The following is a 25,444-nucleotide window of genomic DNA, read 5'->3' as shown; positions in this document are numbered from 1 at the left end:
TAGCCTTGCCAATCGACTTTAGTGATCCTCCTGCCAGTCACCCCTACCAATCACATTGCAGTCCAAAGCCATGTAATAAACGACGCGTTGCAAAATCTGACGTTTGCGATGTAAAAAAAGCTAAATCTGCAGAAGGATCCATTTGTTCCGATAAAGGCGTTAACAGAGAAGCAGCACGCCGAGAAATTGCTTCGGCAGGGTCAAGCCAATCAACTGGCCAATGAGCAACTTTTCGAAAAACATTAATTAAAAATGGATAGTGAGTACAAGCAAGCACAACAATGTCGGTGCGGCCATTGCTCTTTTCAATAAAGCAACCTGCAATTTCTCTGCGTACCAATTCATAATCAATATCCATGCCACGCAAATAGCCTTCGGCTATCATTGCAAGGCTCTCACTCCCTACCAAGCGCACTTGGCATTGCTGTGCAAAAGACGCAATAAGGTCGCGAGTATAGGCACGTTTTACGGTTCCAGGTGTCGCTAAAACAGAAATAATCCCGCTCAATGTTTGCTCGGCTGCAGGCTTAATTGCCGGAACAGTTCCTACAAATGGCACACTGCTAAAATGTCGTCGCAAATCGGCCAAAACAAGCGTTGAAGCTGTATTGCAAGCGACAATGCAAAGCTCGGGATCATAACGGCGTATCAGCCATTCAAAAAGAATAAGAATACGTTCTCGCAGCGCATCTTCATCCCAAGTACCATAAGGGAAACCCGCATCATCAGCCACATAGATGAAGTGGCGATCGGGCATTACAATACGTGCTTCACGCAGTACCGATAGGCCACCGATACCGCTATCAAAAAACAGCACAGGACGAATACGCTCGCTCATAAATTCCTACTCGCAATCACTGATTGGCTTTTTATCTACCCTACCCTTGCGCGGTGCTTCACCTTCGGGTGCACCTGCCCCGCGTGGCCTTTGCGGCGAAAACCTATCCAGTGACGAGATAACACCACGTAAAAGCTTAAGCTCTGAATCGCCAAAATCTGCCCTCGTTAAAACCGCTCGAATTTTATCAACCATTACTTGCTTGCGCTCTACCGGCCTAAAATAGCCCCTAACATCCAAAGCGTCTTCCAACTGACCGAAAAATCCATAAAGGCTATGTTTTTCAGCAGGTACATACTCTGGGCCACGAAAAGCTGTGTCCGTGCTCTTATCTAACGAGGTCTTCATCCACTCATAAGACATAAGTAAAACAGCTTGCGCAATATTTAAAGAGGCAAATGCAGGATTGACCGGAAAAGTTACAATTTCATCAGCAAGGCTAACTTCTTCATTAGAAAGTCCAAAACGTTCACGCCCAAATAAAATGCCTGTTTTTTGACCATTTGTTTCTAATGCTCGTAACTTTTGGGTTGCTTCGACAGGACTACGTACTGGTTTAAAGCCATCGCGTTCACGGGCTGTCGTTGCATAGATAAAAGTCAAATCACCAACAGCATCACGCAAATCATCAAAAACAACCGCATTTTCGATAATATGATCAGCTTTACTTGCTGCAGAAAAAGCTTTTTCACTAGGAAATTCTTCGCGTGGATTAACAAGACGCAACTCCGCCAAACCAAAATTAGCCATTGCACGTGCTACCATGCCAATATTTTCTGGCAATTGCGGATTAACAAGAATGATTGCAGGCCCCTCTTTAATCATTGCGCGATTTTTATCTGTACCAGCCATAATAATATATTTTCTCTAATTTACCTAAATTAAACATTGTTGAAAGATCAATATCACCAACAAAAAGAGATTAAAAAACCTTTGATCGTTTTTTGATATTATCATGATAAAGTCAATAGTGAACCTAAACTTAGTATGGCTAATTAAGGCAAGTTCTACTTAACCATGCAATATAAAATGTCGTTTTGCACTTATGCATTCCTAACTCAATGAATCATGCGCTTTTCAATATCGATTAAAGTGTTTTCGTACAACATCAATAGATATTAACCTTTTAGCAACCTTAATCTAAGTTATTTATTTTCTTCCTCAAAAAATCACAAAAACGGTCAGAGATAATCATTTTTTTGCCTAACTGAAGCCTTGTTTGCAGTCCAGTTTTGGTTTCATGAAAACAGAAATAATTAACTTAACTGATATAGACAGATTGATGAGGTTCAAAATGAAAAGTGAAACAAGAACGACCGTCGCGCTTTTTGCAACAGGACTTATTGCTATAATTATGGTTTTTGGCGCAAATCTTACAATCTCAGATGTTATTCATTACTTTGTTCAATAATAGCAGATTTTAACTTATTATCATTGACTATTATTATTTATGATAAAGCTGCAAGTGGAACTAATTAATTGACGAAAATATATATAGATATTTCAATCTAAAGAGATTTTAATTCTCCCATGGATAGCGATTTGCTTTTTCATTAGCCATATCCTATCATATGCTATGCTTTTTACCTCTCCTCTTACACCCGCGCGTCTCATTAAACGCTATAAACGGTTTTTAGCCGATGTCATTCTTGAAAATGGCGATGAAATAACGGTGTCGGTTCCAAATACAGGTTCCATGCGCGGACTACTTCATGAAAATGGCAAGGTTTGGCTCTCACATTCTAGTTACCCCACCCGTAAATACCAATATCGACTGGAAATAGTTGAATCTGATAATATTTTAGTTGGCATTAACACATCTATTCCCAACAAAATTGCGGAAGAAGCTATCCGAAATGGTCTTGTAGTCGACTTGGCAAATTATAGTACTGTTTTGCGCGAACAGCGCTATGGCAGCAATTCTCGGATTGATCTATTGTTAAAAGATATTAATAGAGTTGATACTTATGTCGAAGTTAAAAACGTTCATTTTATGAGAGAACAACGCCTGGCGGAATTTCCCGACACGGTAACCGCGCGCGGTGCTAAGCATTTGCGTGAATTAGTTAAGATGGTAGAACAAGGTAAACGAGCGGTCATGCTCTTTGTTATTCAACGCGAAGATTGTGACAAAATGTCAATTTGCGCAGATTTAGATCTTATTTATGGTGAAGAATTTCAACTTGCACGTAAAAAAGGGGTTGAGGCTTTTGCTATTGGGTGCAAAATAGATATTGAAAAAATTGAGGCTTATCGGGCCCTACCAATCATAGAATCGCCAAACATAGAATCGATGGATAATTAATGGTTTCCTATATAGATTATAAAAAAGTACCAATTGAATATACAGGGCAGATCCGAATTTTTGATGAGGAAGGTTTTGCGGGTATGCGCAAAGCTTGCAATTTAGCAGCTCGCTGCCTTGATGCATTGATCGATTTCATTAAACCAGGCATTACAACCCAATCGGTTGACGATTTCGTTTTTGCTTTTGGTGCCAAAGAAGGTGCTTTGCCAGCAGATCTTAACTATCGCGGTTTTACACATTCTTGCTGCACATCACTAAACCACGTGGTGTGTCATGGTATACCAGGTGCGCGCATATTAAAAGAGGGTGATATTGTTAATGTTGATGTCACTTTTATTGTTGATGGCTGGCATGGCGATTCAAGCCGCATGTATCCGGTGGGCAAGATTAAGCGCGCGGCCGAACGCTTAATGGAAGTAACCCACGAATCTCTCATGCTTGCTATTGCGGCGGTAAAACCAGGCGCACGAACAGGTGCGATAGGGCATGCAATTCAAACCTATGCTGAAAGCCAACGATGCTCAGTTGTGCGAAATTTTTGCGGTCATGGCGTTGGGCAATTATTCCACGATACACCCAATATAGTTCACTATGGCATCCCAAGTGATGGTCCAGAACTGCGTGAAGGCATGATTTTTACAATTGAGCCAATGATTAACCTCGGCAAGCCCGATGTAAAAATTTTGAACGATGGCTGGACGGCAGTTACTAATGATAAATCATTGACCGCGCAATATGAGCATACGGTGGGGGTAACGGCAAATGGTTGCGAAATATTTACACTTTCGCCTGCTAATATGTTTTATATTCCTCCTAAAAGCTGATTGAAACTTGTACCACTTATCTTTCAATACTCCTTCCTGTTTGATCACGCAAAAAAGCAGGAAAGGACTATTGAAATCTAGCGTTTTTATCTTGCATTAAAATACAAGCCATCCGTAATTGATCATAAAAACTTTATACAGACATGTAAGGGGGAAGCCATGTCGGGTAAGGAACATAAAGACACTTTTCAAGAAGCTGATTTTTTTAACCTTGTAGGTCAAATAGTACCACAGGTAAAATTGAATTCCCCAAAAGGTGTTAAATCACCGGATGCAAAAAACATTAAGACAAAACCACCCAAAGAAAAAATGCATTATGAAGGGCACCGACAAAGACTACGCCAACGCTTTATCGAAACAGATGGTCAAGGGCTTGCTGATTACGAATTATTAGAGCTCCTGTTATTTCGCTCATTACCTCGTGCGGACACAAAACCACTTGCAAAAGCTCTCTTACATCACTTTGGAACGCTAGCAGATGTGCTCGGTGCGGATATTAAGCGCCTAATCGAAGTAAAAGGGTGTGGTGAATCAATTGCTTTAGACCTCAAAATCATTGGTACAACAATCACAAAAGCCAATAGGGCAAGTATTAATAAACGCAATATTTTTTCATCTTGGGATAAGGTTATAGATTATTGCACATCTGTCATGGCGCATGAAACTATTGAGCAATTTCGTATATTATTTCTTGATAAAAAAAATGGTTTAATCGCTGACGAAGTCCATCAAAGCGGAACGATTGATCATATCCCTGTCTATCCAAGAGAAGTAATGAAGCGGGCTTTAGAACTTGCTGCTGCTGCTATAATCCTTGTGCACAACCACCCATCGGGAGACCCTACTCCGTCGCGAGAGGATATCTCCATGACTATAAAACTGATGGAAGTCGCCAAAGGCTTAAATATTAATATAATAGATCACTTAATTATTGGCAGAAATGGCTATGTCAGCCTAAAATCCCTTGGTCTCATATAAATAAAAAGCCAACTTTCCAATTAAAAAAGTTGGCTCTTATTTCATATTCAACTGGATATGCTTACAAATCAATATCCAAAATTGCCATAGAAAAATTATAGGATAACTCACCTTCATCATCATCGACATATACAACGCCAATGAATTCATCATCAATATAAACTTCGCATGAATCATCTTTACGCGGCCGAGGCTTAACACTAATCGCCGCATTACCGAATGTTCGCTTAAAGTAAGCATCTAACTTTTTAATTTCTTCGGGTTTCACCAGATTCTCCTGCTAAAATTCTAACTAAATTTAAAAATATTTATAGCAAACAAACAAATATATTAGCTACTACTTATTTTTAATTCAATTGCATCTCTATTTAATATAGGTCGGCTTGTTGGTGCTTAAAGGTGCAACTAAAAGTAATTACCTTTTTATAAAAGACATCTGTTTTCCCAATTGCAATCATTGTAAAAAAAATAAAGCCAACGCTAATATACTATTGCAAGCGTAATATGATTAACAGCACCATTTTTCAACCTATTAAAACACATATATGACAAATTTCTGCTTAAATAAGGCCAAAGCAGATCAACAATTATTTCGTCAATCACTTTTTTTGTTTTGTTGCAAATATTATTCATAATCGGTTTAACATAAAAATATGAAACCTTGAGACATATGGTTTGCCTATTGAAGGGAGCGATGAAGGCTCAAAAGATTAAAAAATATATTATGTCAGCATTTAAAAAGTAATTGGGCAAAAAATAATTTTAAAGCCAATTTCAAATACTGGCATTTTGATGCAACAATCATTATTCAGGTGGCAGCCAAGCATATGCGTTAATGTTTAAACTATAGGGATATTGAAGAACTGTTATTGGACTACGGTATCAAGATTAATCTCAGTTAAATCAACTTTTGGATATTTAAATATGCACTAAAACATGAAAAACGCTCACCTAAACTCAAAAAGCCTCATTGTGGGTCTGTTCGCATTGATGAGACTTATATTAAGGTTAAAGACCAAGGGTTAGATTTATGAAATATTTTTATCTCCCAATCAATAAACATGGTGTTTTCATTGATTTGTTGACCAAAACATAGAGGGATAGAAATGCTGCCATACGCTTTTTTTCTCAAGGCTTTCAAAGATGATAGGTTCTTTGCACATTAATACCCTTGGCAAAGATTAGAACAGATAAAGCAAAGACTTTTTCTAGTTTCTTACAGTTATTGACTGAAAATGATTTGCTTGTTGGAAAGCATATCCATTATGTAACCTTAGATACTGTCATATGGCATTGAAAGCGTTCATTCTCGGCTTAAAAGACCAATATCGCTAAATGGTGGCTTTCAATCATCTAAGACTGCAAGCAAATAATAATTGGCTATGATCCAACTTCAATCTTAAAAGGGATTTGGGTCAAAGGGCGCATAGACTACACCAGAGCAAAACCAATTGCACCACGATATATTTGGAATAAGATGGTTAACTATAGCTAAAGACTCGGCACTCAAGGCGTAAATTGCGTCGAACGCAAACTTAGCGACGACGCCGTTGCAAATATTAGCCCACATTTATTCTGGCTCTCTGTGTAGGGGACTGTATCATTTGAGACAGATTTACACGATATTTGTGTCGGGTGGATTTGGAACATTTTTTTATTAATTAATTGAAAATAAAAATAAAATTTGCGATTGATTGAAAAATTTTCATAAATTATGTGCAATTGGAAAATAGATCATTTTTTATCGAACGATGATCAAAGCTGTATCATTTTCGTTTAAATCTTGATCACTCTCTAGCCTTAGAGATATCGGGGTTAGCGGCTTGGTCGTTCATAATAATTACCACGATATTTGAGACAGATTATAATTTATGGTGGGAAATATGCTTTAAAAGCCAAAAAGAAACTTCCTACCATAAAAAAATCAATAAAAACAAAAAGTTGATAGACTTAAGGTTTTAGCTATAAAAGAGCTTGGTGGGAAGTGTGACGTTTAGCGATCCCCCCAAATAATTTGGTCAACTTCAAATTTTGGCTTTGATCCTTTGGGTTTTGCTGAACCTATAATTGATGCATCGCAATCAGAATTTTGAAAGCCTTTAATACCGGCACATTTAATAGCGGCGTCCTTCAGTTCTGTTCTATCCATTTTGCCTAGCTCGAGATAAATATTCCCTGCACTCGATCCATCAACGCTAATGTTACATAACGCACTTTGAGTACTCACATGGCTGATTCTGCAACCGGAAAGCTTTAACGTCTGACCAAGATAAGCATCATCATTTAACGCATAATCTAGAGACGAAACGGTGCGCAATTCTTCGGCCTGGGCAGCTATAGGCATTGCCAATAGACAGATAGATGCAGCTATGATTGATTTTTTCATGGAGTTGCTCCGTTATTAATAATCAGTTTAAGGCCGCCGCCTTGCCGGGGTTGATATCGCCATTAAGAATGCGCTTTTTAAGTTTGACCATTTCAAGGGCGATTGTGGCGGTTAGCTCATCATCATCATTAAAGTCTGTACCGGTATTGAGCATGTCGTTATAAATATCAGCAGCAACACCCGTAATGTGGACCTTAGTTGGACGCTGCCCTAGCCCTTTATAGACATCTTCAACCTTACCAGCAATTTTTATTAATATCACAGTATCCACGGTGCGCAAGCTACTTGGTGCGGATGCCGCATTATTGAACATCTCGCCTTCACCGGTAATAAGCCATTGGGCATTAATATTTAAAGTCTCGACATATTGACGGATAACCTCAGCATTTGGAACGCTATCTCCTCTTTCATAACCAGCCAACGACTCACGACCTATGCCTAGCTTACTAGCAAAACTTATTCTGTCAGGGTCACCAAAATAAAACCTAACATCTCTAAGTCTTTGCCCTAACTTAGTTTTTATCTTCTCTGGACGAGCCAAATTAAAACAATCATAAAACCAAGATATTTGTTTACAAAACAAAGATAATGGTTTAATGTCCCTAATTATACGGTACATATGCACCGTTCGATTGTACCTTTAACACCAAACAAAAGCAGATACGCCAATATCTGCTTTTATCGAGGCATCCTATGAAGAAAGTCCATCACTATGACTGGCAAGACATTAAAGCCGCCCTTCATCGTAAAGGCATGACTTTTACTGCACTTGCCGAACTTTATGACCTTAACCCAGCTGCATGCAGGAAGGTTAAAAATTCAGTTAATCAAAAAGCGCAAGCTGCCATCGCTGATTTTTTAAAAATACCGGCTGAGGAGCTTTGGCCTGACAGATATCCCATTCAGAAACCTACCATCCTCTCTAGCAGATATAAGGCAATGTTGGAAAGTAAAAAATCTAACGTTGTTGCTGACATGGAGAAGGCAGCATGAACAGAGTCATGTCAAAAATTTTCGTAGTAGCTGACATTAAACTTGTGAGGCAAAGCTAATGGTTAAGCGCCGCGACACGATGACCTATGATCTATTCCGCGACTATCAACCGGAAGACGTCGCGGCAAAGATTGCGCCTGAATTTACCAAGGGTGGCACGCTCAATGTGAAGATTGCAAGGGTGGTGGCTCATGCCTGCGAACAGTCTGGCAAAAGCCGTGAGGCGATAGCAAGTGAGATGTCGGCATTTTTAGACCAAAAGGTGACGCTTAACATGCTTGATGCCTATGCAAGCCCTGCACGCGAAACCCACAAAATAACAGTTGAGCGGTTTATCGCGCTTTTGGAAGTGACGCAGTGTTACGGCTTACTTGCTTTTTTGTGCCAGTTTGCTGGCTATGTGGCGGTGCCGGAGCGTTATGGCGATATTATTGAGATTTGGCGTGAAGACCGCGAGATTGAAGAGCGCCAAAGACGGCGCGATGCTTTAATGGGAAAAGTGAGATCATTAAAATGAAGCTTTTTCAAGAATATTTATCAGCACAAGAGATTGCCGATGCTGCGAAGAGCTTGGGTTTGAAAGTTGTACCGCATACAAAGCGCGGTGTGCAGTTGGTTATCATTAAAAACAATTGGGATGCTTCACCACTTTGCCGCAAGCGTGAGGGTAGCCAAGGCGGTGGCGGCAATGAATATCATTACAGCTTGCTACCGCTTGCCTTGCAAACCGCTTTACAATTAAAACACACGAAAGATAACAAGTTAGTTGCTGCAGAAAACGCAAAGGCGCAGGATGTCGCGGTTATTGAGCGTATGAACCCAACTGCGCTTAGTGCAAGACAGCGTGACATTATGCATGCGCGCGCTGGCGTTTTACACCACATTAATTTGCGCATGATTGAAAATAGTCAAACGCAGCGCAGCGCCATTTTATCATTTTTAAGTGACATGACAAACGATAGGCTACCCGCAAACTTACACGCATTAGCAATGAAAGCTAATGATAAGGGGCGCGGCCTATCACGCGGTACCATATCGCGCTGGTTTGTGATGCGCGACAATGGTGGTTTGCCCGCTCTTGCGCCTAAGAAAACGCGCGAAAAGGACAATGCCCCTTTATGGCTTAAAGATTTTTTAAGCTATTATCGCCAACCGCAAAAGCCAAGCATTGCGCAAGCCTTTCAATGTTGGTGCAAAGATAACGGTAATGCAATATTGCCAAGCTTGCGGCAAGTGCGCCATGCGGTTAGTAAACTTACCGAGATTGAAAAACAGCGTGGGCGGATGGGCCCTAATGAATTAAAAACCCTTAAAGCCTTTAAAGCGCGAGATGTATCGGATTTATTGCCCGCAAGCGTTTATGTCGCGGACGGTAAGACCTTTGATGCAGAGATTGCCCACCCACTTAATGGCCAGCCATTTAGACCAGAGCTAACAACGATTATTGATGCACATAGCCGCAAGATTGTGGGCTGGTCGGCAGCGTTAGATGAAAACGCCCATGCGGTTATTGATGCTTTGTTAATGGCAGCAAGAACCTGCGGCATACCAGCAATATTTTATAGTGATAATGGACCTGGCTATAAAAACCAAAAGATGGAAGATGGCTTAACCGGTTTTCTAGCGCGGCTTAGCATTACACCATCGCATGCGACGCCTTATAACAGCCAAGCCAAAGGCGTGATTGAAAATTTCAATAAACGTTGGACAAGTTTGGCACGTGAAATGCCAACCTATATTGGCCGCGATATGGATAAGCAGGCAGGGCAACTTGTTCACAAAACCACACGCAAAGAATTAAGACTTAGCGGTGTGTCAAGCTTATTGCCAAAATGGCAGCAGTTTTTGGATTGCTGCCAGAATTTGATCGATGACTATAATAATACACCGCAACGCAGTTTAGAAAAAAACATTGATCCGCAAAATGGCAAGCGCCGCCATATGACACCAAATGAAGTTTGGGCGCGCGCAATAGCCAATGGCTTTGAACCTTATCTTGTTGATGATATTGAGGCGCGCGATTTATTGCAGCCATGGGTTATCCGCAAAACACGGCGCGGCTTGGTGGATTGGCTAGGCAATAGCTATTTTGCGATGGAACTTGAGCCTTATCATGGACAAGAGGTGATTGTTGCCTATGACATTCATGACGCTGGCCAAGTCGTTGTGCGTGACATTACTTTACTTGATGATGAGCGCAAGCCCGGCAAGTTAATTGCTATTGCACGATTTGAGGGTCACAAAACACGCTATGTGCCATTAAGCTTTGAGCAAGCAGCAATGGAAAAACGCCATAAGGGGCGCAAAGACCGTGCGATGCGCAAAGTCAATGAGATTGATAATGAGTTGCGAGCAATAAGCATTGATAGCTTTGTGGAACCAATGCCGATTATCGATAGAGCCACAGCCACTTTACCACGCCCAATTTTGGTTGCTGATAATGATGTTCAGAAAACAGCGCCAACTAGCTGCGATCAATCAAAGAGCAAACAGGCAAAAAGCAAACCCGCTATTCAAAAATGTGAAGCCAATAATAAGCGTCCAAACTTCAGGGATGATGCAGAGTATTGCGTATGGCTTTTGAATAACCCTGAAAGAGTGACGCTACAAGATCAGATCAATATTCGGGAAGATCTTTTGGCAACCAAGCACAATATGACTTTTCTCGCACGTCAAGGAATTAATCTTGATGCCCTCGCAAAGCTTTCAAGATCAGCTGCATGACGCGCGAGATGTCGAAACAATGGAAGATATAGCATGAAAAATGAATTTGTTGAAACAGAAAATATTAGACGTTTTGATGCTGGCCTCTCTGCCCTTGAGCGGCGGGGCGCGCAAGAGGCTTGTTTAATGGTGGTTGATGGCCGCCCAGGGCTTGGTAAAACAACCGGCTTGCATCGCTGGGCATGCCAAAATGATGCGGTTTATTTGCGTGCCAAAAAGGAATGGAACCCCGGTTGGTTTTTAAATGAATTATTGACTGAACTAAAAGTAAGCCCAGCCCATGCTTTTCAAAAACGGTTTAATCAAGCCATGGAAGCGATGTTAAAGCGCCAAAGCGTAATGGTGGCACAGCGGCAAACCTTTTCGGTGGTGATTGATGAGGCTGACCATATTTCAAAGAACAGCCGGATTATGGAAACCATCCGTGATTTTGCTGATTTGGGTGACATTGTTTTTATTTTGGTGGGTATGGGGCGCTTGCGCGACAACTTGACAAGCTTACCACAAATAGCAAGCCGCGTTGCCCAATATGTGCATTTTGAGCCTGCAAGCTTAGATGATGTGCGGCTTTTCATGAACTCTATCTGCGACATACCAGTGAGTGATGATTTGGTGGGCTTTGTAACCCAAGTAACACGCGGCTTTAACCGCGAGATCAAGGAAGCGATTGCTAATATTGAACGGGCGGGAAAACGCGGCGAATTTAGCGCAGAAAACCCAATGTGCTTGCGCGATATGGCGGGCAAGTTGCTGGTTAATGACCGGCAAAGTGGCAAGGCCATTTTTGTGCCGGAGGTGGTGTGATGCCAGGTGCAGGAACATATCAAATTGCCATTTTGGGCGCTATTGGAAATGGCTTAAAATCAATGGACGAGCTTGCTGAGCATTTGCCAATTAGCCGCAAGGAAATAAGCAAAGCGGCTAGTCGTTTAGTGACAAAAAGCTTGATTGAGCGCACTGCAATTGGACAATTTCAACTAAGCCCAACGGGAAGCGATTTACTAGCGACTGGCGGCAAAATTACCAGCGGACCTAATGGCCCAATGGCTTGTTTGAAGGCACGAAATGATACCTTTCGGCAAAGGGCATGGAGTGCCATGCGTTTGCAAAAGCGCTTTACCATTCCATCGATTGTCACCGTTGCCAAGAAAGCTAAGGATAGCGATCCTGAAAGCAATTTACAACGTTATATCAGCAACCTCATTAAAGCTAATTATGTCGTGCTTTTGCCAAAGCGTGAAGCAGGCACCAAAGAAACATCTAACGGTTTTAAGGTCTTTAGGCTGATAAAAGACACGGGCTATTTAGCACCTATTTGGTCAAAAGGTGAAATGAAAGACCGCAATATGATGATGGAGGATGCCCAATGAATTATCCTCAGCTTGATGCATATGCTTTGCAACTTTTAGAAAATGCGATTTTACGCTTTGGCTCGATTAAGGCAACAGCTGAACATATTGGCTATACGCGCTCTAGCGTATCGCTTGCAAGGTCGCAAAAATATCCAGGTGATACCTATAAAATGCGCAGGGCCATTTTGCAAAATTTAAGCGGCATTGTTGCCTGCCCTTATTTGCAAAAAGACTTAAGTGCCAAAGCTTGTGCGGACTTTTGCGCACGCTCAGTGCCAACATCAAGCCGCGCAGAGGTTAAGCATTGGCAAGCCTGCCAAGCATGCCAGTTTAACCCCAAAAATATGAGACTAAAAAGCGAAAGGCCAACAGACGAAAGGATATTAGCATGACAATGAAAAATACTGATGGCCGCATACCTGAAGGCCTTATGAAATTACATGATGAATTTTTGAAATTAGCAGGGCGCGGTCACGTTGTTTTGTCAGCGAGTGATTGTCGGCGTATTGCTTTGCAGCTTGTTTATGAAATGGCTGCAAGCCGTGATTATCGCGTGGTGCCCTTTCCCTTTGCGAAGCCATTTGATGTGCCGGCAAACAACAATAATCACGGCCCAAAAGCCGCTTAATATTTCTCAAAAATTACAAAGATAAAAGGAGTTTTAAAATGGCAAGAAAGACAAAAAAAGCCGCAATGGTTTGTGTGCCACAAAACCGCGATGAAGTTGTAAAACATATTGGCCGCATTGGTTTTTTACAGGGGCAAATAACCATTGCCCGCGCCAACCATGATGAGCGTGTACGTGCAATTGGTGAACAATTGGAAGAAGCAACCACGCCATTTGCTGAGGAGCTTAAAAGCTTGGAAGCGGGTGTGCAAGCCTTTTGCGAAGCTAACCGCAATGACTTGACGAGCGGTGGCAAAGTTAAATTTCATGACTTTGGTACGGGACGGGTTAATTGGCGGCTGCGCCCGCAAAGTGTGTCACTGCGTAACACTGTTGCGGTGATTGAAGCGTGCAAGGCGTTAGAGCTTGCCAAATTCATACGCACGAAAGAAGAAATCAATAAGGAGGCGATGCTAGCAGACCCTGAAAAGGCCAGCAAAATTGCTGGCGTAACTATCAAATCAGAAGGCGAAGATTTTGTGATTGAGCCCGTTGAATTGCAAACCAGCCAAAAGGGAGCTGCATGATGATAAACCACTATTTTGCTTATTGCTATAATGATGGCGCAATTAATTTTACACGCTGCGCCGAGGCACTGCCAAAAGGCGCAACCATATTCGCTGAAGGTGATGGCGAAATATTTAGAGACTACATATTAAAAAAATGCCGCCTTGGTTTTGACAAACGCAGCTATTTTTGCCCTGGTCTTATCGACAAGGATTTAGCTGAATTTATTCGTTGGCATAAATGGGCGCTTCCTGAACAGGCAAAATTTTTAAAGAATTTTGAAGGTGGAGCATGAGCGCGATTAATGCTGCCCAAATAAAAGCAATCCATGCTGAAGCGCGCCACATTGGCATGGATGAGGATATGCGTCGTGCGTTTATGTTGCGTGAGGTTGGCAAAACAAGCTGCAAGTTGATGAGTGAACTTGAGGCACAAAAGGTGATTTTAGGCTTAAAAAAACTGGCGGGCAATGCAGGCGTTAAAGCACGGCGATCTAAAAGTGCAACGGTGAGCGGTAAATATGCGAGTATTTTGCGGGCAATGTGGCTTAATGCTTACCATTTGGGCGTTGTGCGCAACCGTGATGACAAGGCTTTAATTGCTTTTGCCAAGCGTCAGAGTGGCGCAGATCACACGCAATTTCTAACGGATGGTAAGGATGCTGCAAAAATTATTGATGCGTTAAAAGCCATGATGATGAGAGAGGCCAATGTGGATTGGACGATTAATGCGCAAGACATTAGGGGCAAACCAAAACGGCGCACGGAATTATTGCAACGGCGTGTTTTAATTGCACAGCGCCGCATGCTTGGCATTATTGAAGCCAAAAAAATAGAAGCGGACCAGCTAAATGCTGAAATTGCCCGCCTTGGTGCATTGGTCAGAAAAAAGAAAAAGGCGGCTGTGTAATGAAGCATTTAACTGTTAATGCAGAGCTTAAAAATTTTGTGCTTAAAAACCACGCTGAGATCAATAGCTACCATAAAAGCTTATGTGAAGAAGGCTTTACATTTTTATCGCGTAAGACGCGTTTTTGGAGCCGTAAAGATGGTGGCGTATCTGTCAAGTTGGTTTACGGAAAGCAAAGTGAAAATTACAGCGAAGAGCAAAACGTACTCTTAAGGCTAAATGCAGAACAAACAACTTTAAATATTTCCTTGCAAAGGTGTAACGGCAAATTTGTATTTAGTTACAAAGGGACATTAAAATGATTGAAGGCCTTACCATAGAGCTTGATGTTTTAGCCCCTGCTGTTGAGGAAGTGGCGAGCATTTGCGATATGAAAACGGCTTTATCCTTGGTGACACATTTTGGCGGCTGCCGCATTTGGGTACCACAAAAATGGCGCGAGGGGCATGAGTTAAACATTATTGGCGAAACCGAAGCCAAATTATTAATTGAGCGCATGGGCGGTGGTGAGCTTAATATACCTCGCCGCCCATTTGACGCCCAAGGTTTGCATCTCATGATTGAGCGTTTGGCTGGCAGAGGTAAAACACAGCGTGAGATTGCTTTATTGCTTGGCATTGCCATGAAGACGGTTCGTGATCATATCAGAAAAAAGAGATTGCCGAAGATAACAAAAAGCGGTAAATCTCAAATCGCTCTGGATCTTGGTCAGCTAGACCTTGAAGAATATTTAAAGCACAAAGCATAATCTTTAAAATATATATCTTTAAAATATACGGGCGCGATGCCCGTGCCTTTCCCCTATAAAATTTCGCATTATCGGACATAAGTTTTTTAAAAAGGCTGTCCGATGTTATATAAAGCTGAAATTCTTGCAATTTGCCCACAAGCTGATCTTAAAATTGTTGATGCGATTGTATCAGAGGGCCATAAGGGCGCATGGGAGCGCTTTGGTGTAACAACGCCCATAGCGCAAGCAAAATTTATGGGGCAGATAATCCATGAAAGTGCAAACCTCACGCGTGTGGAGGAAAACCTGCGTTATTCAGCTAAGCGGCTTTGCCAAGTTTGGCCAAAGCGTTTTCCCAACCTTGCAGCTGCACAGCCCTATGCCAATAATCCGCAAAGCCTTGCTAATAAGGTTTACGGTAACCGGCTTGGCAATATTGCGGCAGGCGACGGTTATAAATTCCGTGGGCGCGGCCTAAAGCAAACAACAGGTCTTTACAATTATGTCCGAGTTGGAATGCGTCTTGGGCTTAATCTTATTGCTAACCCTGATTTGTTATTGCAGCCTGACTATGCCTTTTTATCCGCCCTTTCCTTTTGGCAGGATAATATTGGCACCAAGGGTGAGAGCGCATCAGTTAAAGAAATTACCAAAATTGTTAATGGCGGTTATAACGGACTAAATGAGCGGCAGTTAGTAACCGAACGCGCCCTTGATATTCTTGACACGCGCCGCATAAAACAGCGTGAACTTGAAATTGGCAATAAGGGTAATGATGTGCGGCTTTTACAAGCTGAACTGGTGGAACTTGGCTACAAAATCGCTATTGATGGTAGCTTTGGCAAAAAAAACAGCTGATGCATTAAAACAATTTCAGGATAAAAGTTTTTTAAAAGAAAGCGGTATTTATGATGAAAATACGCGCCTTTCTTTAAAACTCAATTTGATGGAAGACCGCTTAAAAGCAGCGCCGGTTGTTGAAGCTGAAGCAGATCATCAATTAAAACCAAACATTCAAGTAGACCAAGAGCCATTACCAGATTTGCCGTTGGATAGCGTTTTAACATTAACGGCGCAAATAGCACTTGGCATGTATGGCGATGTTATGGGCATTGAACGCATTGAGGTTTTTGATGACGCTGATGGCAAGCTTTTAAAAATAAAGCGTTTGGCAATGTGTTTATGGGCTGAAGTTAAACAAATGGGCGATTTTGAGGGAGGCAATCAAGCACTTTTAAATATTGAAAGTGCGGTTTATTGGGCAACGCAGCAAGCTGCCAGTAAACACAACCAATAGGTGTTTTATGCGATTTTTTTCCTATCTTTTTCTTGTCTTGAGTTTGATGTTTTTAACCGCTTGTGCAAGCAGGCCTGCTTTGACGGAGAGTAGTGTTTTATCTTTTGCGCCGCTTACTAATTATCTTATTGACTGTGTGGTGGTTGCAATTGTTGCGGTTTTAGGTTGGGCTTTTACGCGGCTTACCAATTATTTACGGGTGCTTTTTGGCTTACGCATTGATGAAAGCCAACGAGCGGTGATTATGGGTGCAGTGGAGCGCGGAGTTAATTTTGCTGCCGATATTGTTCGCGAGCGCATCAAAGTAAACCAAGGTCTTAAACTTGATGTGCGCAGCGAGTTAATCAAACGCGGCGGTGAATATGTGCAGCAACGGGTGCCAGATGCTGTTGCTTATTTCAAGCTTAAACCGGTTGATATTGCCGATATGATAGCGGCAAAACTTGAGCAACAAGGTTTGTTTGAAAAATTCAAAAACATTGATGGGCGTTAGCTATGAATAGCGCAGATATTCAAGTGATTGTTTCCATATGCGCTATGCTGATAACCATCGGCACGGCGGTATGGAATTTAATCACTGCTGGCAGCCGCAAAAATGAAAAGCAAATACAGCAATTGATTGAGTTAAACGCCGAGCAAACCAAGCGAATTGACACTTTGGAAAGCACGGTCAAAACCTTGCCTGATGTGACTGCACTCCATAACATCCAATTGTCGCTAGCAGAATTGCGCGGCGACATGCGAGTTATCAGTACCAGTATGGAGCCATTAAAGGGGCTTGCCACGCACATTAATGAGTTGCTGATTGAGAATGCGAAAGGAAAGCCATGAGCCTTGATTTTTCAAAGCTAGCCAAGAAGGTGGATGAAGACGCGCGGTTAATTATTTTACGCGCATTGCTCATGGCACCGGGCGGCGAGTTAAACGAAACAATCATCGATGACACATTGCAAGAGTTTGGCCATAACCGTCCCCGCGCTTGGGTGCGCCAACAAATAAGCTATCTTAATGAAGTTGGCGGCGTCATCATGGATGATAGCAAACCGATTAGGATTGTAAGCATTACCCGTGCCGGAATTGACCACACGGATCGTAAAGCATTTCTTGAGGGCGTAAAAAAGCCGCGTCCAGAAATTTAAAGGTTTAAAGCATGGCCCATGATGATGCCACCAAGCGTGAAGCCTGTAGCCTTTTTGTGCATAAACGCATTGCGCTAACCAATATTGCGGTTTTAACCAATGTGTCATTACCCACCATTAATCGCTGGAAGCGCGAGGCAAAGCTTGCAGGGGACGATTGGGATAGAGCGCGATCAAGCGCATTGGTGACGGGTGAAGGCTATGCGGTATTAATTGCGGCAGCGTTGGAAGAATTTGCCCTGCAATTTCAAAGCACGATGGAAGAGCTTAAGAGTGACACCACTCTAAGTGCCGGTGAGCGGGTTAAATTAATGGGAACTTTATCGGATGCCTTTAATAAAACCGTTGCTGCAGCAAGCCGCACCGCGCCTAAATTATCAGAGCTTGGCGTTGCCTATGATGTTTTAAAACGCTTTTCAGAATTTGTGGCACTTAATTACACCGATAAAGCTGATAGCATTCTTGAAATGCTTGGGCCATTTGGTGACCATATTGCGCAGGTTTATGATGGAGGGCAATAATGAATGCTCATTTACTACCAAGCAGCACGCGCAAACTAAGCGTTAAAAACTTTAAGGAAGAGCTTGCCAAGCTTGCGGATGAAATGCGCGATCAAATTGAGGCAAGTGTTGATGGCTTTGCCCCTGATAGTGCTGCACGGCTTGAGCGTATTAAAAAAGCCAGTGATCCCATTAATGGCTTTCGCTTTTTTGCTGAGACCTATTTCCCCCATTATTTAACCAAAGCACCAAGCCTATTACACGAATATTTATTCAAACGACTGCCGCAAATAGTGCTGGAAGAAAAAGGCGCACGCGAGACTTTAATTGCGCCGCGTGGTGCGGCAAAGTCAACATTGGTATCGCTAATTTTTCCAATTTGGGCAGCCTTGCGCGGCTATAGCCATTATGCAATACTCATTATGGATGCTTATGCGCAAGCAGCCCTTGCGTTAGAAGCGATTAAGGCCGAGCTTTTATCTAACCCACGTTTAGCGATGGATTTTCCAAAATTTGCAGGTAAAGGCAGGCTTTGGCGCGGGGGTGAGATTGTTTTAAAAAATGGGGCACGCATGGAAGGCGTTGGCGCAGGCATGAAACTGCGCGGCCGCCGCCATGGACCGCACCGCCCAGATCTCATCATGCTTGATGATATTGAAAATGATGAAAATGTCCGCTCGCCCGAACAGCGCGATAAGCTTGAAAGCTGGATATTAAAAGCAGTTTTAAAGCTTGGGCCTGCTGATGACTCAATGAATTTATTTTATGTTGGCACCGTGTTGCACCATGATGCGGTGTTGGTGCGGTTTTCTAATAAGCCTGGCTTTAAAACAAAACGCTTTAAAGCGCTTATGCAAATGCCCGATCATATGCCATTTTGGGAGCAATGGGAAGAATTACTGCGCAATGAAAGTGAAGACGCAGCGCACGAGTTTTATTCAAAAAACAAAAAAGCCATGAGCGAGGGGGCAGAGTTAAACTGGCCTGCCATGCAAAGCCTTGAAGGCTTGATGTTGCAACGGGCTGAAAGCCCTTCGGCCTTTGCGAGTGAACAACAAGGCGAGCCAGTCGCTGAAGGCGCGCCTTTTCAGAATTTGCAATTTTGGGTGCAGCCAAAAACCGATTGGCTTTATTTTGGCGCGGTTGATCCAAGCCTTGGCAAGGCAGGCAAAAGCCGCGATCCTTCAGCTATTTTGGTTGGGGCGATTGACCGCAATAGTGACTATCCCGTTTTAAATGTGGTTGAAGCGCTTATTCGCAAGCGCTTACCTGATTTAATTATTGAAGATGTTATTGCCTTACAGCGCGAATATATGTGCCAATTATGGTTTGTTGAAAGCGTGCAATTTCAAGAGTTTTTGCGCACCGAATTAATGGCGCGCGCATTGCGGCAAGGCTTGGCACTGCCTGCCATAGCCGTCAATAATATAACGGATAAGCGTTTGCGCATTGAGCGCTTACAACCAGCAATTGCGAGCGGCGCTATCCGCTTTCATTCTTCCCAAACCACATTAATCCAACAATTGACGCAATGGCCCTTTGCCGACCATGATGACGGCCCTGATGCTTTGGAAATGTTATGGACCCATAGCATCCAATATGGAGCCAATGCAGCGACAAATTTTGGCAATATTCGCATGGCCGCGTCTCATTTTAGCAATCGCTTTAGAGGCTATAATTTATGAGTAATGTTAATAAAACAGTAAATCCAGAAATAAACCCCGATTTATTTCGGATGTTGGCAAATTTTAAAAATGATATAAATGTTGCCAATTATAGCAAGGTATTGCGTCCAACTGATGAAACCTTAATGCTTAAAGGTGGCGCAAAGGGCATAAGGCTTTATGACGAAGTGCGCCAAGACGGCCATGCCTATGCCGTGCTTGAAAAACGCAAGATGAAAGTAACCGCACGCGAATGGGAAGTGCGCGCTGCTGAAGATAATGACGAGCGTGCGCAAGCAGCCGCCGAGCTTGTTGAAAAAGCTTTAAAGCGCATATCTTTTGATAGCACCTGCAATGCCTTGCTGGACGCAGTGCTTTATGGCTATGCGGTGGCAGAAATACAATGGGAGCTGGTGGGGAATCATATTTTACCCAAAAAGATTGCGCGCCACAGCCAAGCCCGCTTTGCTTTTGATGGTTATGGCAATCCGCGTTTGATAACACCTCTAAACCCAAGTGAAGGTGAAGCCTTACCGGCGCGAAAATTTATTGTACACCGCCATGATGAAGATGGATCAGACCCTTATGGCCGTGGTCTTGGTAAGGTGCTTTTTTGGCATATTTTATTTAAGCGCGAGGGCGTTGGCTTTTGGGCGTATTTTTTGGAAAAATTTGCAAGCCCAACGCCAATTGGCAAATATCCACTTGGCACACCGCCCGTTGAACAAAACAAACTATTGGATAATCTTGTTGCCATGGTGCAATCGGGCGCCTTGGTTTTGCCCCTTGGTTCTGAAGTGAGCTTTTTAGGAAGCGCGCGCGATGGCAAAGCAACCTATGGCGAATGGTGCAGCTTTTGGGATGAGCAAACCAGTATTGCGGTACTAGGTGAAAACCTATCGACCAGCCTTAGCGGTGATGGATCACGCGCGGCAACTGAAACCCATTTGGAAGTATCAGACGGCATTGCCGATGCCGATGCGGATTTATTATCAGCAACGCTTAACCAAACATTGGTACAATGGATTGTTGATTTTAATATGCCAGATGCGCCCGTGCCAACCATTTGGCGACCGCGCACCAAAAATGAAAGCGCGTTAGAAGATTTAAAAACCAAACGCGCTGCGCGCATTGCCCAAGAACTTGAAAACACGAAAACAAGCGTTGCCATGGGCTTTAAACCTGATGAGGGTTTGGAGGCGCATTTATCTGAAATATTTGATAAGGAAATGGTGGTGCTTTCACCACAAGATAAGATAATTTATCAAGATTTAATTGCGGCCGGACAAAGCACGCCCTTTCAAAGCACCCCATTTCAGACCTCACCTTATGGTGGCAGCTTTTCAAGCATTGAGCATAAAGATCAATCTCACGATCAATCACATGATCATGGCATAAACGCAATTGTTGATCAGATTGAAGATATGGCACAACCAGTGATTGATGGTTGGCTTAACCTTATCAGTGACATGCTAAAGGATGCCGCCCAAAATGGTGATAGCCTTGATGATGTGGCAGATAAGTTATTAATTCTTTATCCAGAGCTTGAAACAACGCCTTTAATTGACTTGCTTGGCTATGGGCAAGCAGTGGCTGAATTAACTGGCCGTGCTGATTTAGAGGATGATGTGGCAAATCTTGAAAAGGCAATTCAATGAGCAAATCAGTGATGGGTGGTTTTTTACAGCCCTTTAAAGATGCAATTGATTATTTAAGCCAAAAAACTAACCTTGCCACCGCCACATCGCGCGAGATTGAAGGGCGCGCCCATGACCGCTCATTTGTGATTGCTGGGGCGATGAAAGACGCGCTTTTAACCGATATGCATAATGCAGTGATTGACGCATTAAAAAACGGCAAGCGCTTGGAAGACTTTAGACAAGACTTTGAAAGCATCGTCAAAAAGCATGGCTGGCGCGGCTGGAAGGGCGAAAATAGCGAAGCGGGACGCGCATGGCGCGCACGCACAATTTATGAAACCAATTTGCGCACAGCACAAGCGGCAGGCCGCTATAAGCAAATGACCGACCCTGATATGGTAAAAGTGCGCCCTTATTGGCAATATAAGCATGGTTTTGTGCGCCGCCCCAAACGCCCACGCGCAAACCACCTTGCGCTTGATGGTTTAATCTTGCTCCATGATGACCCAGCTTGGAATAAGATTTACCCACCCAATGACTGGGGCTGCACTTGCGGCGTAGTGCCATTATCCAAACGGCAATTGGAACGCATGGGCAAAAGCGTCAATGATTCACCGCAATTAAATTACCGCAAAGTAAAAGACCCGCGCACGGGCAAAATGGTGGATGTGCCAGAGGGGATTGGCGTTGGCTGGGACCATGCACCAGGACAAGATTGGGCGCAAGGATTAAGCCCTAATGAGCGCGGCGCAACAAGCAATTTTAGCGCAGCTGATAAGCCCCAAGATAGGATCGACAGCGCGGAAGTGATCAAAGCCATTATGTCAATGTTTGGCGCTGATAAAAATGAAAGCATATTGGTTAAAGATGCAACCGGCTTTGCCCTTGCGCTATCACGGCAAATGTTTAAACCACAAATAGCCAAGGAGCGCGCCACCATATTGAAAAGCGCTTTTGCCGCCTTAGCTGCACCGCAAGACATACGCCTTGGTTTTGCAAAACGGGCGCAAAATATTCAAATCCTATGCAGGTTTTATATTGGCAAAATTGACGACCAAGGAAACACCCCCGTGCTTGAATGGGCAAGCGATGGCTGGGCAGCCTATCAACTTGAGCCAAAGGATTTAAATAGGCTGCCCAAACAATCCCTCTATAAAAGCAGCATAAAATGAGCGCCGGGCTTAAAATAGTAGTTAATGAGGATGAGCAAGCAAGAATTGACGCGCTTATGGAGCGGCTTTGTACACAAGCCCATAATATTGAAGGCGCATTAAAAAATATTGGTGAAGCTTTACTGCAAACAACCTATGACCGCTTTGACAGCCAAACCGACCCACGGGGCAAAAAGTGGCACCCCCTATCAAACCTTACCAAACGGCTGCGCGGCTCAGCAAGCCCAATATTAACACGGACGGGGCGACTTAAAACATCAATCAATTATGAAGTAAGTGGCAATATTTTACGCATTGGCCCCAATACAATAGATGCGGCGGTGCATCAATTTGGGGCAACAATTGTGCCAAAAGATAAAAAAGCCTTGCGCATTCCGATAAAACAGGGTGGTATGTTTTTTAAGAAAGCCGTTATTCCTGCAAGGCCTTATATTGGTTTTGGTGAAAAGGATCAGCAAGCTGCTGAAGACGCGCTTTTAGATTGGCTCGATGTGGAGGATATAGAATGACGCAACCGAATGTAACAGATTTTCTTATTGAAACAACAGTGCGTTTAAATGTTTTAGAAACTGATGGTTCACGCTCATGTGGCACTGGTTTCTTTTATCATAAACTCTTAAAAAACAACTATGTTTCAATTTTTTTAGTTACCAATAAGCATGTTTTAGAAAATGCCCAAAATGTCAATATATCAATGTTTACTAGTAAAAAAGATGGTAATGGATATGACGTAGCAGATTATGATAATTTACAGGAGATTAATATTTCAGGTGAACAACTTGCAATATTTAGCGATAAACACATATCGGATGATGTTGACATCCAAATAATTTTTATGAATGTAATATTATCTCCGTATGCCAACAATGGTATTAATAATTTATATTTTAAAGCATTGGACAGCAATTTAATACCTAATTTAAAACAATTAGAAAAACTTTTTAGCTTTGAAAGTATAGTTTTTGTAGGCTATCCCAATGGTCAATGGGATGAAGTCAACCACTTACCAATAATAAGAACTGGCACATCGGCAAGTGTATTATCAAAGGATTTTAATGGAAAACCCCATTTTTTAATAGATGCATCAGTATTTCCAGGATCAAGTGGTAGCCCTGTTTTTATTGCCAATGCAAATTCATATGTTTCCAGGGATGGTTTAGTTGTAGGATCAAGATTGCTATTTTTAGGAGTGATTGCGAAAGTCTACCAACGGGTCGATGCAGGAGATATTATTGTCGTCCCAGCTCCAACCAGTGTAGTTCATAAGGCAATAATTAATCAAATGATAGATTTAGGGATTGTGATGAAAGCACACACAGTTGAAGAAACAATAGATATGTTTCTAGAAAAAAATGCTGATAAATTTGAATAGTGACAGATGCGTTTTGTTGCAGTAGATGATAAATGGTCATGCTTTACAATAAAACGCTTCTATGCGCGTTAGATGGGCGTTAGATTTGATGTTATTAATCATTGCCGCCCATCACTTGACAAAGCCAAGTTAAAAGCTGCATAAAGCAGCCAATATTATCCCTCCAAAAAATAATTTAAGCGATATATATACCACGGGCGCGATGCCCGTGCCGATGCGTTGTTGTGCCTGCTATCAATGAGCCATGAGCACGAAACCCGACCTTACCCAAATAGAAATTTTCAGACCCGGCACCTTCCATTCTATGGAGGGGGAAGATGTGGTCATAACGAATAGCGACTTGCAAAATATTGCTAGCCGTTATGATGCAAGCTTTGATGCGCCCATTGTTATTGGCCACCCTGAAAATGATATGCCTGCCTATGGCTGGGTAAAAGGCTTAACCTTTGATGAAAGCAAAAAGCGGCTTGTTGCCGATGTTGACATTACGGATGAGGATTTTAAGCGCGCGGTAAAAGCACAAAAATTTAAAAAAATATCGGCGTCCTTTTTTGCGCCTGATGCCCCTGCCAACCCTAAACCCGGTCACCTTTATTTGCGTCATGTTGGGTTTTTAGGTGCAGCCGCACCAGCAGTACATGGGCTCAAATCCGTGCAATTTGCTGGTGCGAAAAATCGCATAATCACACTTAATTTTTCGGAGAATAAGATGAGCCTATTGGACCGCCTAAAGGATTTTATTGCCAATAAGATTGGGCCTGAGCAAAGCAATGACATTTTCAATGATGATGATTTTGAAAAATTAATCGCTGAAGATGAGGCGGACAAGGCGCAAGAAGCATTAGCCGATGTTACCGCCGCACCTGCTGTTGAAGAGCCAAAGGCTGAGGCGATAGCAGATAATCCAAACGCTGAGGATGAAGATGAGAAGAAAAATGAAGCCTCATTTTCAAGCTTAAGGCAGCGCGAGGCGGCCCTGGCAAAGCGTGAAAACGCGGTTAAAGCACAGGCTCTAACATTGGTGCATCAAGGCAATTTAAGCTTTGCGGAAGGCTTGGTTAAGGCTGGTAAGATTTTACCAAAGCAGCGCGAGGATATTGCGCGCGTGCTTGATAGTGTAGCGCAAAGCCCAAGCAATATTAGTTTTAGCGATGGCAGAAAAAAGAATGCAGCCACCGCGCTTAAGGATATTTTGCGTGAGTTGCCGCGCACTGTGTCTTTTGGCGAAACTGTGCCACCAGAAGAAAAAAAGGAAGCGGCAAGCTTTAATGCGCCCGATAATTTTGAAACCGACCCTGAGCGTTTAGAGCTTTATGAAAAAGCCAAAGCCTATCAGCTTTCCCACCCCGATGTTGATTTTGCTAGCGCCGTGCAGGCGGTTGAAGGCACGCTTTAATTAAGGGCTGAACTTGCCCAATTGGTCTTAAATTGTAAAACCAACAAT

At 42.8% G+C, this 25,444-nt stretch carries 32 protein-coding genes; 27 read left to right on the top strand and 5 right to left on the bottom strand.

What is annotated here, in order from left to right; all coding sequences use genetic code 11:
• Positions 1-43 precede the first annotated feature (43 nt).
• A complete protein-coding gene (gene murI, locus N6A79_RS06080) occupies positions 44-838 on the bottom strand; it encodes a glutamate racemase (RefSeq protein ID WP_182419329.1) in 795 nt (264 codons plus the stop codon).
• Between the two features lie 6 nt (positions 839-844).
• Positions 845-1,690 carry an RNA methyltransferase gene (locus N6A79_RS06075; protein WP_268547381.1) on the bottom strand — a complete coding sequence of 282 codons (846 nt, stop codon included), beginning with the start codon at positions 1,688-1,690 and terminating at the stop codon, positions 845-847.
• Between the two features lie 724 nt (positions 1,691-2,414).
• Here N6A79_RS06075 and sfsA point away from each other — a divergent pair.
• The 3 genes from sfsA (at position 2,415) to radC (ending at position 4,948) form a co-directional block, all read left to right on the top strand.
• Positions 2,415-3,143 carry a DNA/RNA nuclease SfsA gene (gene sfsA / locus N6A79_RS06070; protein WP_268547380.1) on the top strand — a complete coding sequence of 243 codons (729 nt, stop codon included), beginning with the start codon at positions 2,415-2,417 and terminating at the stop codon, positions 3,141-3,143.
• Entirely contained in the window at positions 3,143-3,970 is an 828-nt protein-coding gene (gene map / locus N6A79_RS06065) for a type I methionyl aminopeptidase (RefSeq protein WP_182419326.1), read from the top strand. The genes sfsA and map overlap by 1 nt, the downstream gene beginning before the upstream one ends.
• Positions 3,971-4,129: 159 nt before the next feature.
• A complete protein-coding gene (gene radC / locus N6A79_RS06060; protein ID WP_268547379.1) occupies positions 4,130-4,948 on the top strand; it encodes a RadC family protein in 819 nt (272 codons plus the stop codon).
• 61 nt (positions 4,949-5,009) lie between these two features.
• Here radC and N6A79_RS06055 read toward each other — a convergent pair whose 3' ends face one another.
• The 3 genes from N6A79_RS06055 to N6A79_RS06045 all read right to left on the bottom strand — a co-directional run bounded on the left by N6A79_RS06055 (position 5,010) and on the right by N6A79_RS06045 (position 7,953).
• Positions 5,010-5,216, bottom strand: a complete 207-nt coding sequence (locus N6A79_RS06055; protein ID WP_182419324.1) for a DUF3126 family protein — start codon at positions 5,214-5,216, stop codon at positions 5,010-5,012.
• A 1,725-nt stretch (positions 5,217-6,941) separates the two neighbouring features.
• Positions 6,942-7,334: a hypothetical protein gene (locus N6A79_RS06050; RefSeq protein ID WP_268547378.1), complete on the bottom strand. Its 393-nt coding sequence runs from the start codon at positions 7,332-7,334 to the stop codon at positions 6,942-6,944.
• A 22-nt stretch (positions 7,335-7,356) separates the two neighbouring features.
• Positions 7,357-7,953 carry a helix-turn-helix domain-containing protein gene (locus N6A79_RS06045; protein WP_268547377.1) on the bottom strand — a complete coding sequence of 199 codons (597 nt, stop codon included), beginning with the start codon at positions 7,951-7,953 and terminating at the stop codon, positions 7,357-7,359.
• Between the two features lie 74 nt (positions 7,954-8,027).
• Here N6A79_RS06045 and N6A79_RS06040 point away from each other — a divergent pair, with 74 nt between their 5' ends.
• The 24 genes from N6A79_RS06040 to N6A79_RS05925 all read left to right on the top strand — a co-directional run bounded on the left by N6A79_RS06040 (position 8,028) and on the right by N6A79_RS05925 (position 25,396).
• Positions 8,028-8,327, top strand: coding sequence for a helix-turn-helix domain-containing protein (locus N6A79_RS06040; protein WP_268547376.1), 300 nt, complete (start codon positions 8,028-8,030; stop codon positions 8,325-8,327).
• 58 nt (positions 8,328-8,385) lie between these two features.
• Positions 8,386-8,844, top strand: a complete 459-nt coding sequence (locus tag N6A79_RS06035) for a hypothetical protein (RefSeq protein WP_268547375.1) — start codon at positions 8,386-8,388, stop codon at positions 8,842-8,844.
• A complete protein-coding gene (locus N6A79_RS06030; protein WP_268547374.1) occupies positions 8,841-11,051 on the top strand; it encodes a DDE-type integrase/transposase/recombinase in 2,211 nt (736 codons plus the stop codon). Before N6A79_RS06035 ends, N6A79_RS06030 begins: the two co-directional genes overlap by 4 nt.
• A gap of 33 nt (positions 11,052-11,084) precedes the next feature.
• Complete coding sequence (locus tag N6A79_RS06025) at positions 11,085-11,855, top strand: AAA family ATPase (RefSeq protein ID WP_268547373.1); 771 nt, start codon at positions 11,085-11,087, stop codon at positions 11,853-11,855.
• Positions 11,855-12,421, top strand: a complete 567-nt coding sequence (locus N6A79_RS06020) for a MarR family transcriptional regulator (RefSeq protein WP_268547372.1) — start codon at positions 11,855-11,857, stop codon at positions 12,419-12,421. The genes N6A79_RS06025 and N6A79_RS06020 overlap by 1 nt, the downstream gene beginning before the upstream one ends.
• Entirely contained in the window at positions 12,418-12,795 is a 378-nt protein-coding gene (locus N6A79_RS06015; RefSeq protein WP_268547371.1) for a hypothetical protein, read from the top strand. Before N6A79_RS06020 ends, N6A79_RS06015 begins: the two co-directional genes overlap by 4 nt.
• Positions 12,792-13,031 carry a hypothetical protein gene (locus N6A79_RS06010; protein ID WP_268547370.1) on the top strand — a complete coding sequence of 80 codons (240 nt, stop codon included), beginning with the start codon at positions 12,792-12,794 and terminating at the stop codon, positions 13,029-13,031. Before N6A79_RS06015 ends, N6A79_RS06010 begins: the two co-directional genes overlap by 4 nt.
• A 38-nt stretch (positions 13,032-13,069) precedes the next feature.
• A complete protein-coding gene (locus N6A79_RS06005; RefSeq protein WP_268547369.1) occupies positions 13,070-13,597 on the top strand; it encodes a host-nuclease inhibitor Gam family protein in 528 nt (175 codons plus the stop codon).
• A complete protein-coding gene (locus N6A79_RS06000) occupies positions 13,594-13,872 on the top strand; it encodes a hypothetical protein (protein ID WP_268547368.1) in 279 nt (92 codons plus the stop codon). Before N6A79_RS06005 ends, N6A79_RS06000 begins: the two co-directional genes overlap by 4 nt.
• Positions 13,869-14,486, top strand: a complete 618-nt coding sequence (locus N6A79_RS05995) for a regulatory protein GemA (protein WP_268547367.1) — start codon at positions 13,869-13,871, stop codon at positions 14,484-14,486. The genes N6A79_RS06000 and N6A79_RS05995 overlap by 4 nt, the downstream gene beginning before the upstream one ends.
• Positions 14,486-14,788: a hypothetical protein gene (locus N6A79_RS05990; RefSeq protein WP_268547366.1), complete on the top strand. Its 303-nt coding sequence runs from the start codon at positions 14,486-14,488 to the stop codon at positions 14,786-14,788. The genes N6A79_RS05995 and N6A79_RS05990 overlap by 1 nt, the downstream gene beginning before the upstream one ends.
• On the top strand, positions 14,785-15,234 hold the full coding sequence (locus N6A79_RS05985) for a hypothetical protein (protein WP_268547365.1): 450 nt from the start codon (positions 14,785-14,787) through the stop codon (positions 15,232-15,234). Before N6A79_RS05990 ends, N6A79_RS05985 begins: the two co-directional genes overlap by 4 nt.
• A gap of 102 nt (positions 15,235-15,336) precedes the next feature.
• Positions 15,337-16,074 carry a glycoside hydrolase family 19 protein gene (locus N6A79_RS05980; RefSeq protein ID WP_268547364.1) on the top strand — a complete coding sequence of 246 codons (738 nt, stop codon included), beginning with the start codon at positions 15,337-15,339 and terminating at the stop codon, positions 16,072-16,074.
• A complete protein-coding gene (locus tag N6A79_RS05975) occupies positions 16,055-16,513 on the top strand; it encodes a hypothetical protein (RefSeq protein WP_268547363.1) in 459 nt (152 codons plus the stop codon). Before N6A79_RS05980 ends, N6A79_RS05975 begins: the two co-directional genes overlap by 20 nt.
• Positions 16,514-16,520: 7 nt before the next feature.
• Complete coding sequence (locus N6A79_RS05970) at positions 16,521-17,006, top strand: hypothetical protein (RefSeq protein ID WP_268547362.1); 486 nt, start codon at positions 16,521-16,523, stop codon at positions 17,004-17,006.
• 2 nt (positions 17,007-17,008) lie between these two features.
• Entirely contained in the window at positions 17,009-17,344 is a 336-nt protein-coding gene (locus tag N6A79_RS05965; RefSeq protein WP_268547361.1) for a DUF2730 family protein, read from the top strand.
• A complete protein-coding gene (locus N6A79_RS05960; protein ID WP_268547360.1) occupies positions 17,341-17,652 on the top strand; it encodes a VpaChn25_0724 family phage protein in 312 nt (103 codons plus the stop codon). Before N6A79_RS05965 ends, N6A79_RS05960 begins: the two co-directional genes overlap by 4 nt.
• A gap of 11 nt (positions 17,653-17,663) precedes the next feature.
• Positions 17,664-18,173 (top strand): DUF1804 family protein, encoded by a 510-nt coding sequence (locus N6A79_RS05955; protein WP_268547359.1) that lies wholly within the window; start codon positions 17,664-17,666, stop codon positions 18,171-18,173.
• Positions 18,173-19,837, top strand: a complete 1,665-nt coding sequence (gene terL, locus N6A79_RS05950) for a phage terminase large subunit (protein WP_268547358.1) — start codon at positions 18,173-18,175, stop codon at positions 19,835-19,837. Before N6A79_RS05955 ends, terL begins: the two co-directional genes overlap by 1 nt.
• On the top strand, positions 19,834-21,474 hold the full coding sequence (locus N6A79_RS05945) for a DUF935 domain-containing protein (protein WP_268547357.1): 1,641 nt from the start codon (positions 19,834-19,836) through the stop codon (positions 21,472-21,474). Before terL ends, N6A79_RS05945 begins: the two co-directional genes overlap by 4 nt.
• Complete coding sequence (locus N6A79_RS05940) at positions 21,471-22,628, top strand: phage head morphogenesis protein (RefSeq protein ID WP_268547356.1); 1,158 nt, start codon at positions 21,471-21,473, stop codon at positions 22,626-22,628. Before N6A79_RS05945 ends, N6A79_RS05940 begins: the two co-directional genes overlap by 4 nt.
• Positions 22,625-23,137, top strand: a complete 513-nt coding sequence (locus tag N6A79_RS05935) for a phage virion morphogenesis protein (protein WP_268547355.1) — start codon at positions 22,625-22,627, stop codon at positions 23,135-23,137. Before N6A79_RS05940 ends, N6A79_RS05935 begins: the two co-directional genes overlap by 4 nt.
• A complete protein-coding gene (locus N6A79_RS05930; RefSeq protein WP_268547354.1) occupies positions 23,134-24,000 on the top strand; it encodes a trypsin-like peptidase domain-containing protein in 867 nt (288 codons plus the stop codon). Before N6A79_RS05935 ends, N6A79_RS05930 begins: the two co-directional genes overlap by 4 nt.
• Before the next feature lie 244 nt (positions 24,001-24,244).
• Positions 24,245-25,396 carry a hypothetical protein gene (locus N6A79_RS05925; protein ID WP_268547353.1) on the top strand — a complete coding sequence of 384 codons (1,152 nt, stop codon included), beginning with the start codon at positions 24,245-24,247 and terminating at the stop codon, positions 25,394-25,396.
• The last annotated feature ends 48 nt before the right edge of the window (positions 25,397-25,444 follow it).

The organism is Bartonella sp. HY761, assembly GCF_026743145.1.
In the GTDB taxonomy this organism is placed as follows: Bacteria; Pseudomonadota; Alphaproteobacteria; order Rhizobiales; family Rhizobiaceae; genus HY038.
This window is presented reverse-complemented; position numbering and strand designations above follow the sequence as displayed.

What these genes read in the sequence shown, in the direction of transcription:
- sfsA (WP_268547380.1), top strand. Translation starts at nt 2,415, where the DNA reads ATGCTTTTTACCTCTCCTCTTACACCCGCGCGTCTCATTAAACGCTAT.
- N6A79_RS05945 (WP_268547357.1), top strand. Translation starts at nt 19,834, where the DNA reads ATGAGTAATGTTAATAAAACAGTAAATCCAGAAATAAACCCCGATTTA.
- N6A79_RS06025 (WP_268547373.1), top strand. Translation starts at nt 11,085, where the DNA reads ATGAAAAATGAATTTGTTGAAACAGAAAATATTAGACGTTTTGATGCT.
- N6A79_RS06020 (WP_268547372.1), top strand. Translation starts at nt 11,855, where the DNA reads ATGCCAGGTGCAGGAACATATCAAATTGCCATTTTGGGCGCTATTGGA.
- N6A79_RS05995 (WP_268547367.1), top strand. Translation starts at nt 13,869, where the DNA reads ATGAGCGCGATTAATGCTGCCCAAATAAAAGCAATCCATGCTGAAGCG.
- N6A79_RS06010 (WP_268547370.1), top strand. Translation starts at nt 12,792, where the DNA reads ATGACAATGAAAAATACTGATGGCCGCATACCTGAAGGCCTTATGAAA.
- N6A79_RS06040 (WP_268547376.1), top strand. Translation starts at nt 8,028, where the DNA reads ATGAAGAAAGTCCATCACTATGACTGGCAAGACATTAAAGCCGCCCTT.
- N6A79_RS05925 (WP_268547353.1), top strand. Translation starts at nt 24,245, where the DNA reads ATGAGCACGAAACCCGACCTTACCCAAATAGAAATTTTCAGACCCGGC.
- N6A79_RS05965 (WP_268547361.1), top strand. Translation starts at nt 17,009, where the DNA reads ATGAATAGCGCAGATATTCAAGTGATTGTTTCCATATGCGCTATGCTG.
- N6A79_RS05930 (WP_268547354.1), top strand. Translation starts at nt 23,134, where the DNA reads ATGACGCAACCGAATGTAACAGATTTTCTTATTGAAACAACAGTGCGT.
- N6A79_RS06000 (WP_268547368.1), top strand. Translation starts at nt 13,594, where the DNA reads ATGATGATAAACCACTATTTTGCTTATTGCTATAATGATGGCGCAATT.
- N6A79_RS05980 (WP_268547364.1), top strand. Translation starts at nt 15,337, where the DNA reads ATGTTATATAAAGCTGAAATTCTTGCAATTTGCCCACAAGCTGATCTT.
- terL (WP_268547358.1), top strand. Translation starts at nt 18,173, where the DNA reads ATGAATGCTCATTTACTACCAAGCAGCACGCGCAAACTAAGCGTTAAA.
- N6A79_RS05970 (WP_268547362.1), top strand. Translation starts at nt 16,521, where the DNA reads ATGCGATTTTTTTCCTATCTTTTTCTTGTCTTGAGTTTGATGTTTTTA.
- N6A79_RS06005 (WP_268547369.1), top strand. Translation starts at nt 13,070, where the DNA reads ATGGCAAGAAAGACAAAAAAAGCCGCAATGGTTTGTGTGCCACAAAAC.
- N6A79_RS05935 (WP_268547355.1), top strand. Translation starts at nt 22,625, where the DNA reads ATGAGCGCCGGGCTTAAAATAGTAGTTAATGAGGATGAGCAAGCAAGA.
- N6A79_RS06035 (WP_268547375.1), top strand. Translation starts at nt 8,386, where the DNA reads ATGGTTAAGCGCCGCGACACGATGACCTATGATCTATTCCGCGACTAT.
- map (WP_182419326.1), top strand. Translation starts at nt 3,143, where the DNA reads ATGGTTTCCTATATAGATTATAAAAAAGTACCAATTGAATATACAGGG.
- N6A79_RS05955 (WP_268547359.1), top strand. Translation starts at nt 17,664, where the DNA reads ATGGCCCATGATGATGCCACCAAGCGTGAAGCCTGTAGCCTTTTTGTG.
- N6A79_RS06030 (WP_268547374.1), top strand. Translation starts at nt 8,841, where the DNA reads ATGAAGCTTTTTCAAGAATATTTATCAGCACAAGAGATTGCCGATGCT.
- N6A79_RS06015 (WP_268547371.1), top strand. Translation starts at nt 12,418, where the DNA reads ATGAATTATCCTCAGCTTGATGCATATGCTTTGCAACTTTTAGAAAAT.
- N6A79_RS05940 (WP_268547356.1), top strand. Translation starts at nt 21,471, where the DNA reads ATGAGCAAATCAGTGATGGGTGGTTTTTTACAGCCCTTTAAAGATGCA.
- N6A79_RS06045 (WP_268547377.1), bottom strand. Translation starts at nt 7,953, where the DNA reads ATGTACCGTATAATTAGGGACATTAAACCATTATCTTTGTTTTGTAAA.
- radC (WP_268547379.1), top strand. Translation starts at nt 4,130, where the DNA reads ATGTCGGGTAAGGAACATAAAGACACTTTTCAAGAAGCTGATTTTTTT.
- N6A79_RS06050 (WP_268547378.1), bottom strand. Translation starts at nt 7,334, where the DNA reads ATGAAAAAATCAATCATAGCTGCATCTATCTGTCTATTGGCAATGCCT.
- N6A79_RS05960 (WP_268547360.1), top strand. Translation starts at nt 17,341, where the DNA reads ATGAGCCTTGATTTTTCAAAGCTAGCCAAGAAGGTGGATGAAGACGCG.
- N6A79_RS05990 (WP_268547366.1), top strand. Translation starts at nt 14,486, where the DNA reads ATGAAGCATTTAACTGTTAATGCAGAGCTTAAAAATTTTGTGCTTAAA.
- N6A79_RS05985 (WP_268547365.1), top strand. Translation starts at nt 14,785, where the DNA reads ATGATTGAAGGCCTTACCATAGAGCTTGATGTTTTAGCCCCTGCTGTT.
- murI (WP_182419329.1), bottom strand. Translation starts at nt 838, where the DNA reads ATGAGCGAGCGTATTCGTCCTGTGCTGTTTTTTGATAGCGGTATCGGT.
- N6A79_RS06075 (WP_268547381.1), bottom strand. Translation starts at nt 1,690, where the DNA reads ATGGCTGGTACAGATAAAAATCGCGCAATGATTAAAGAGGGGCCTGCA.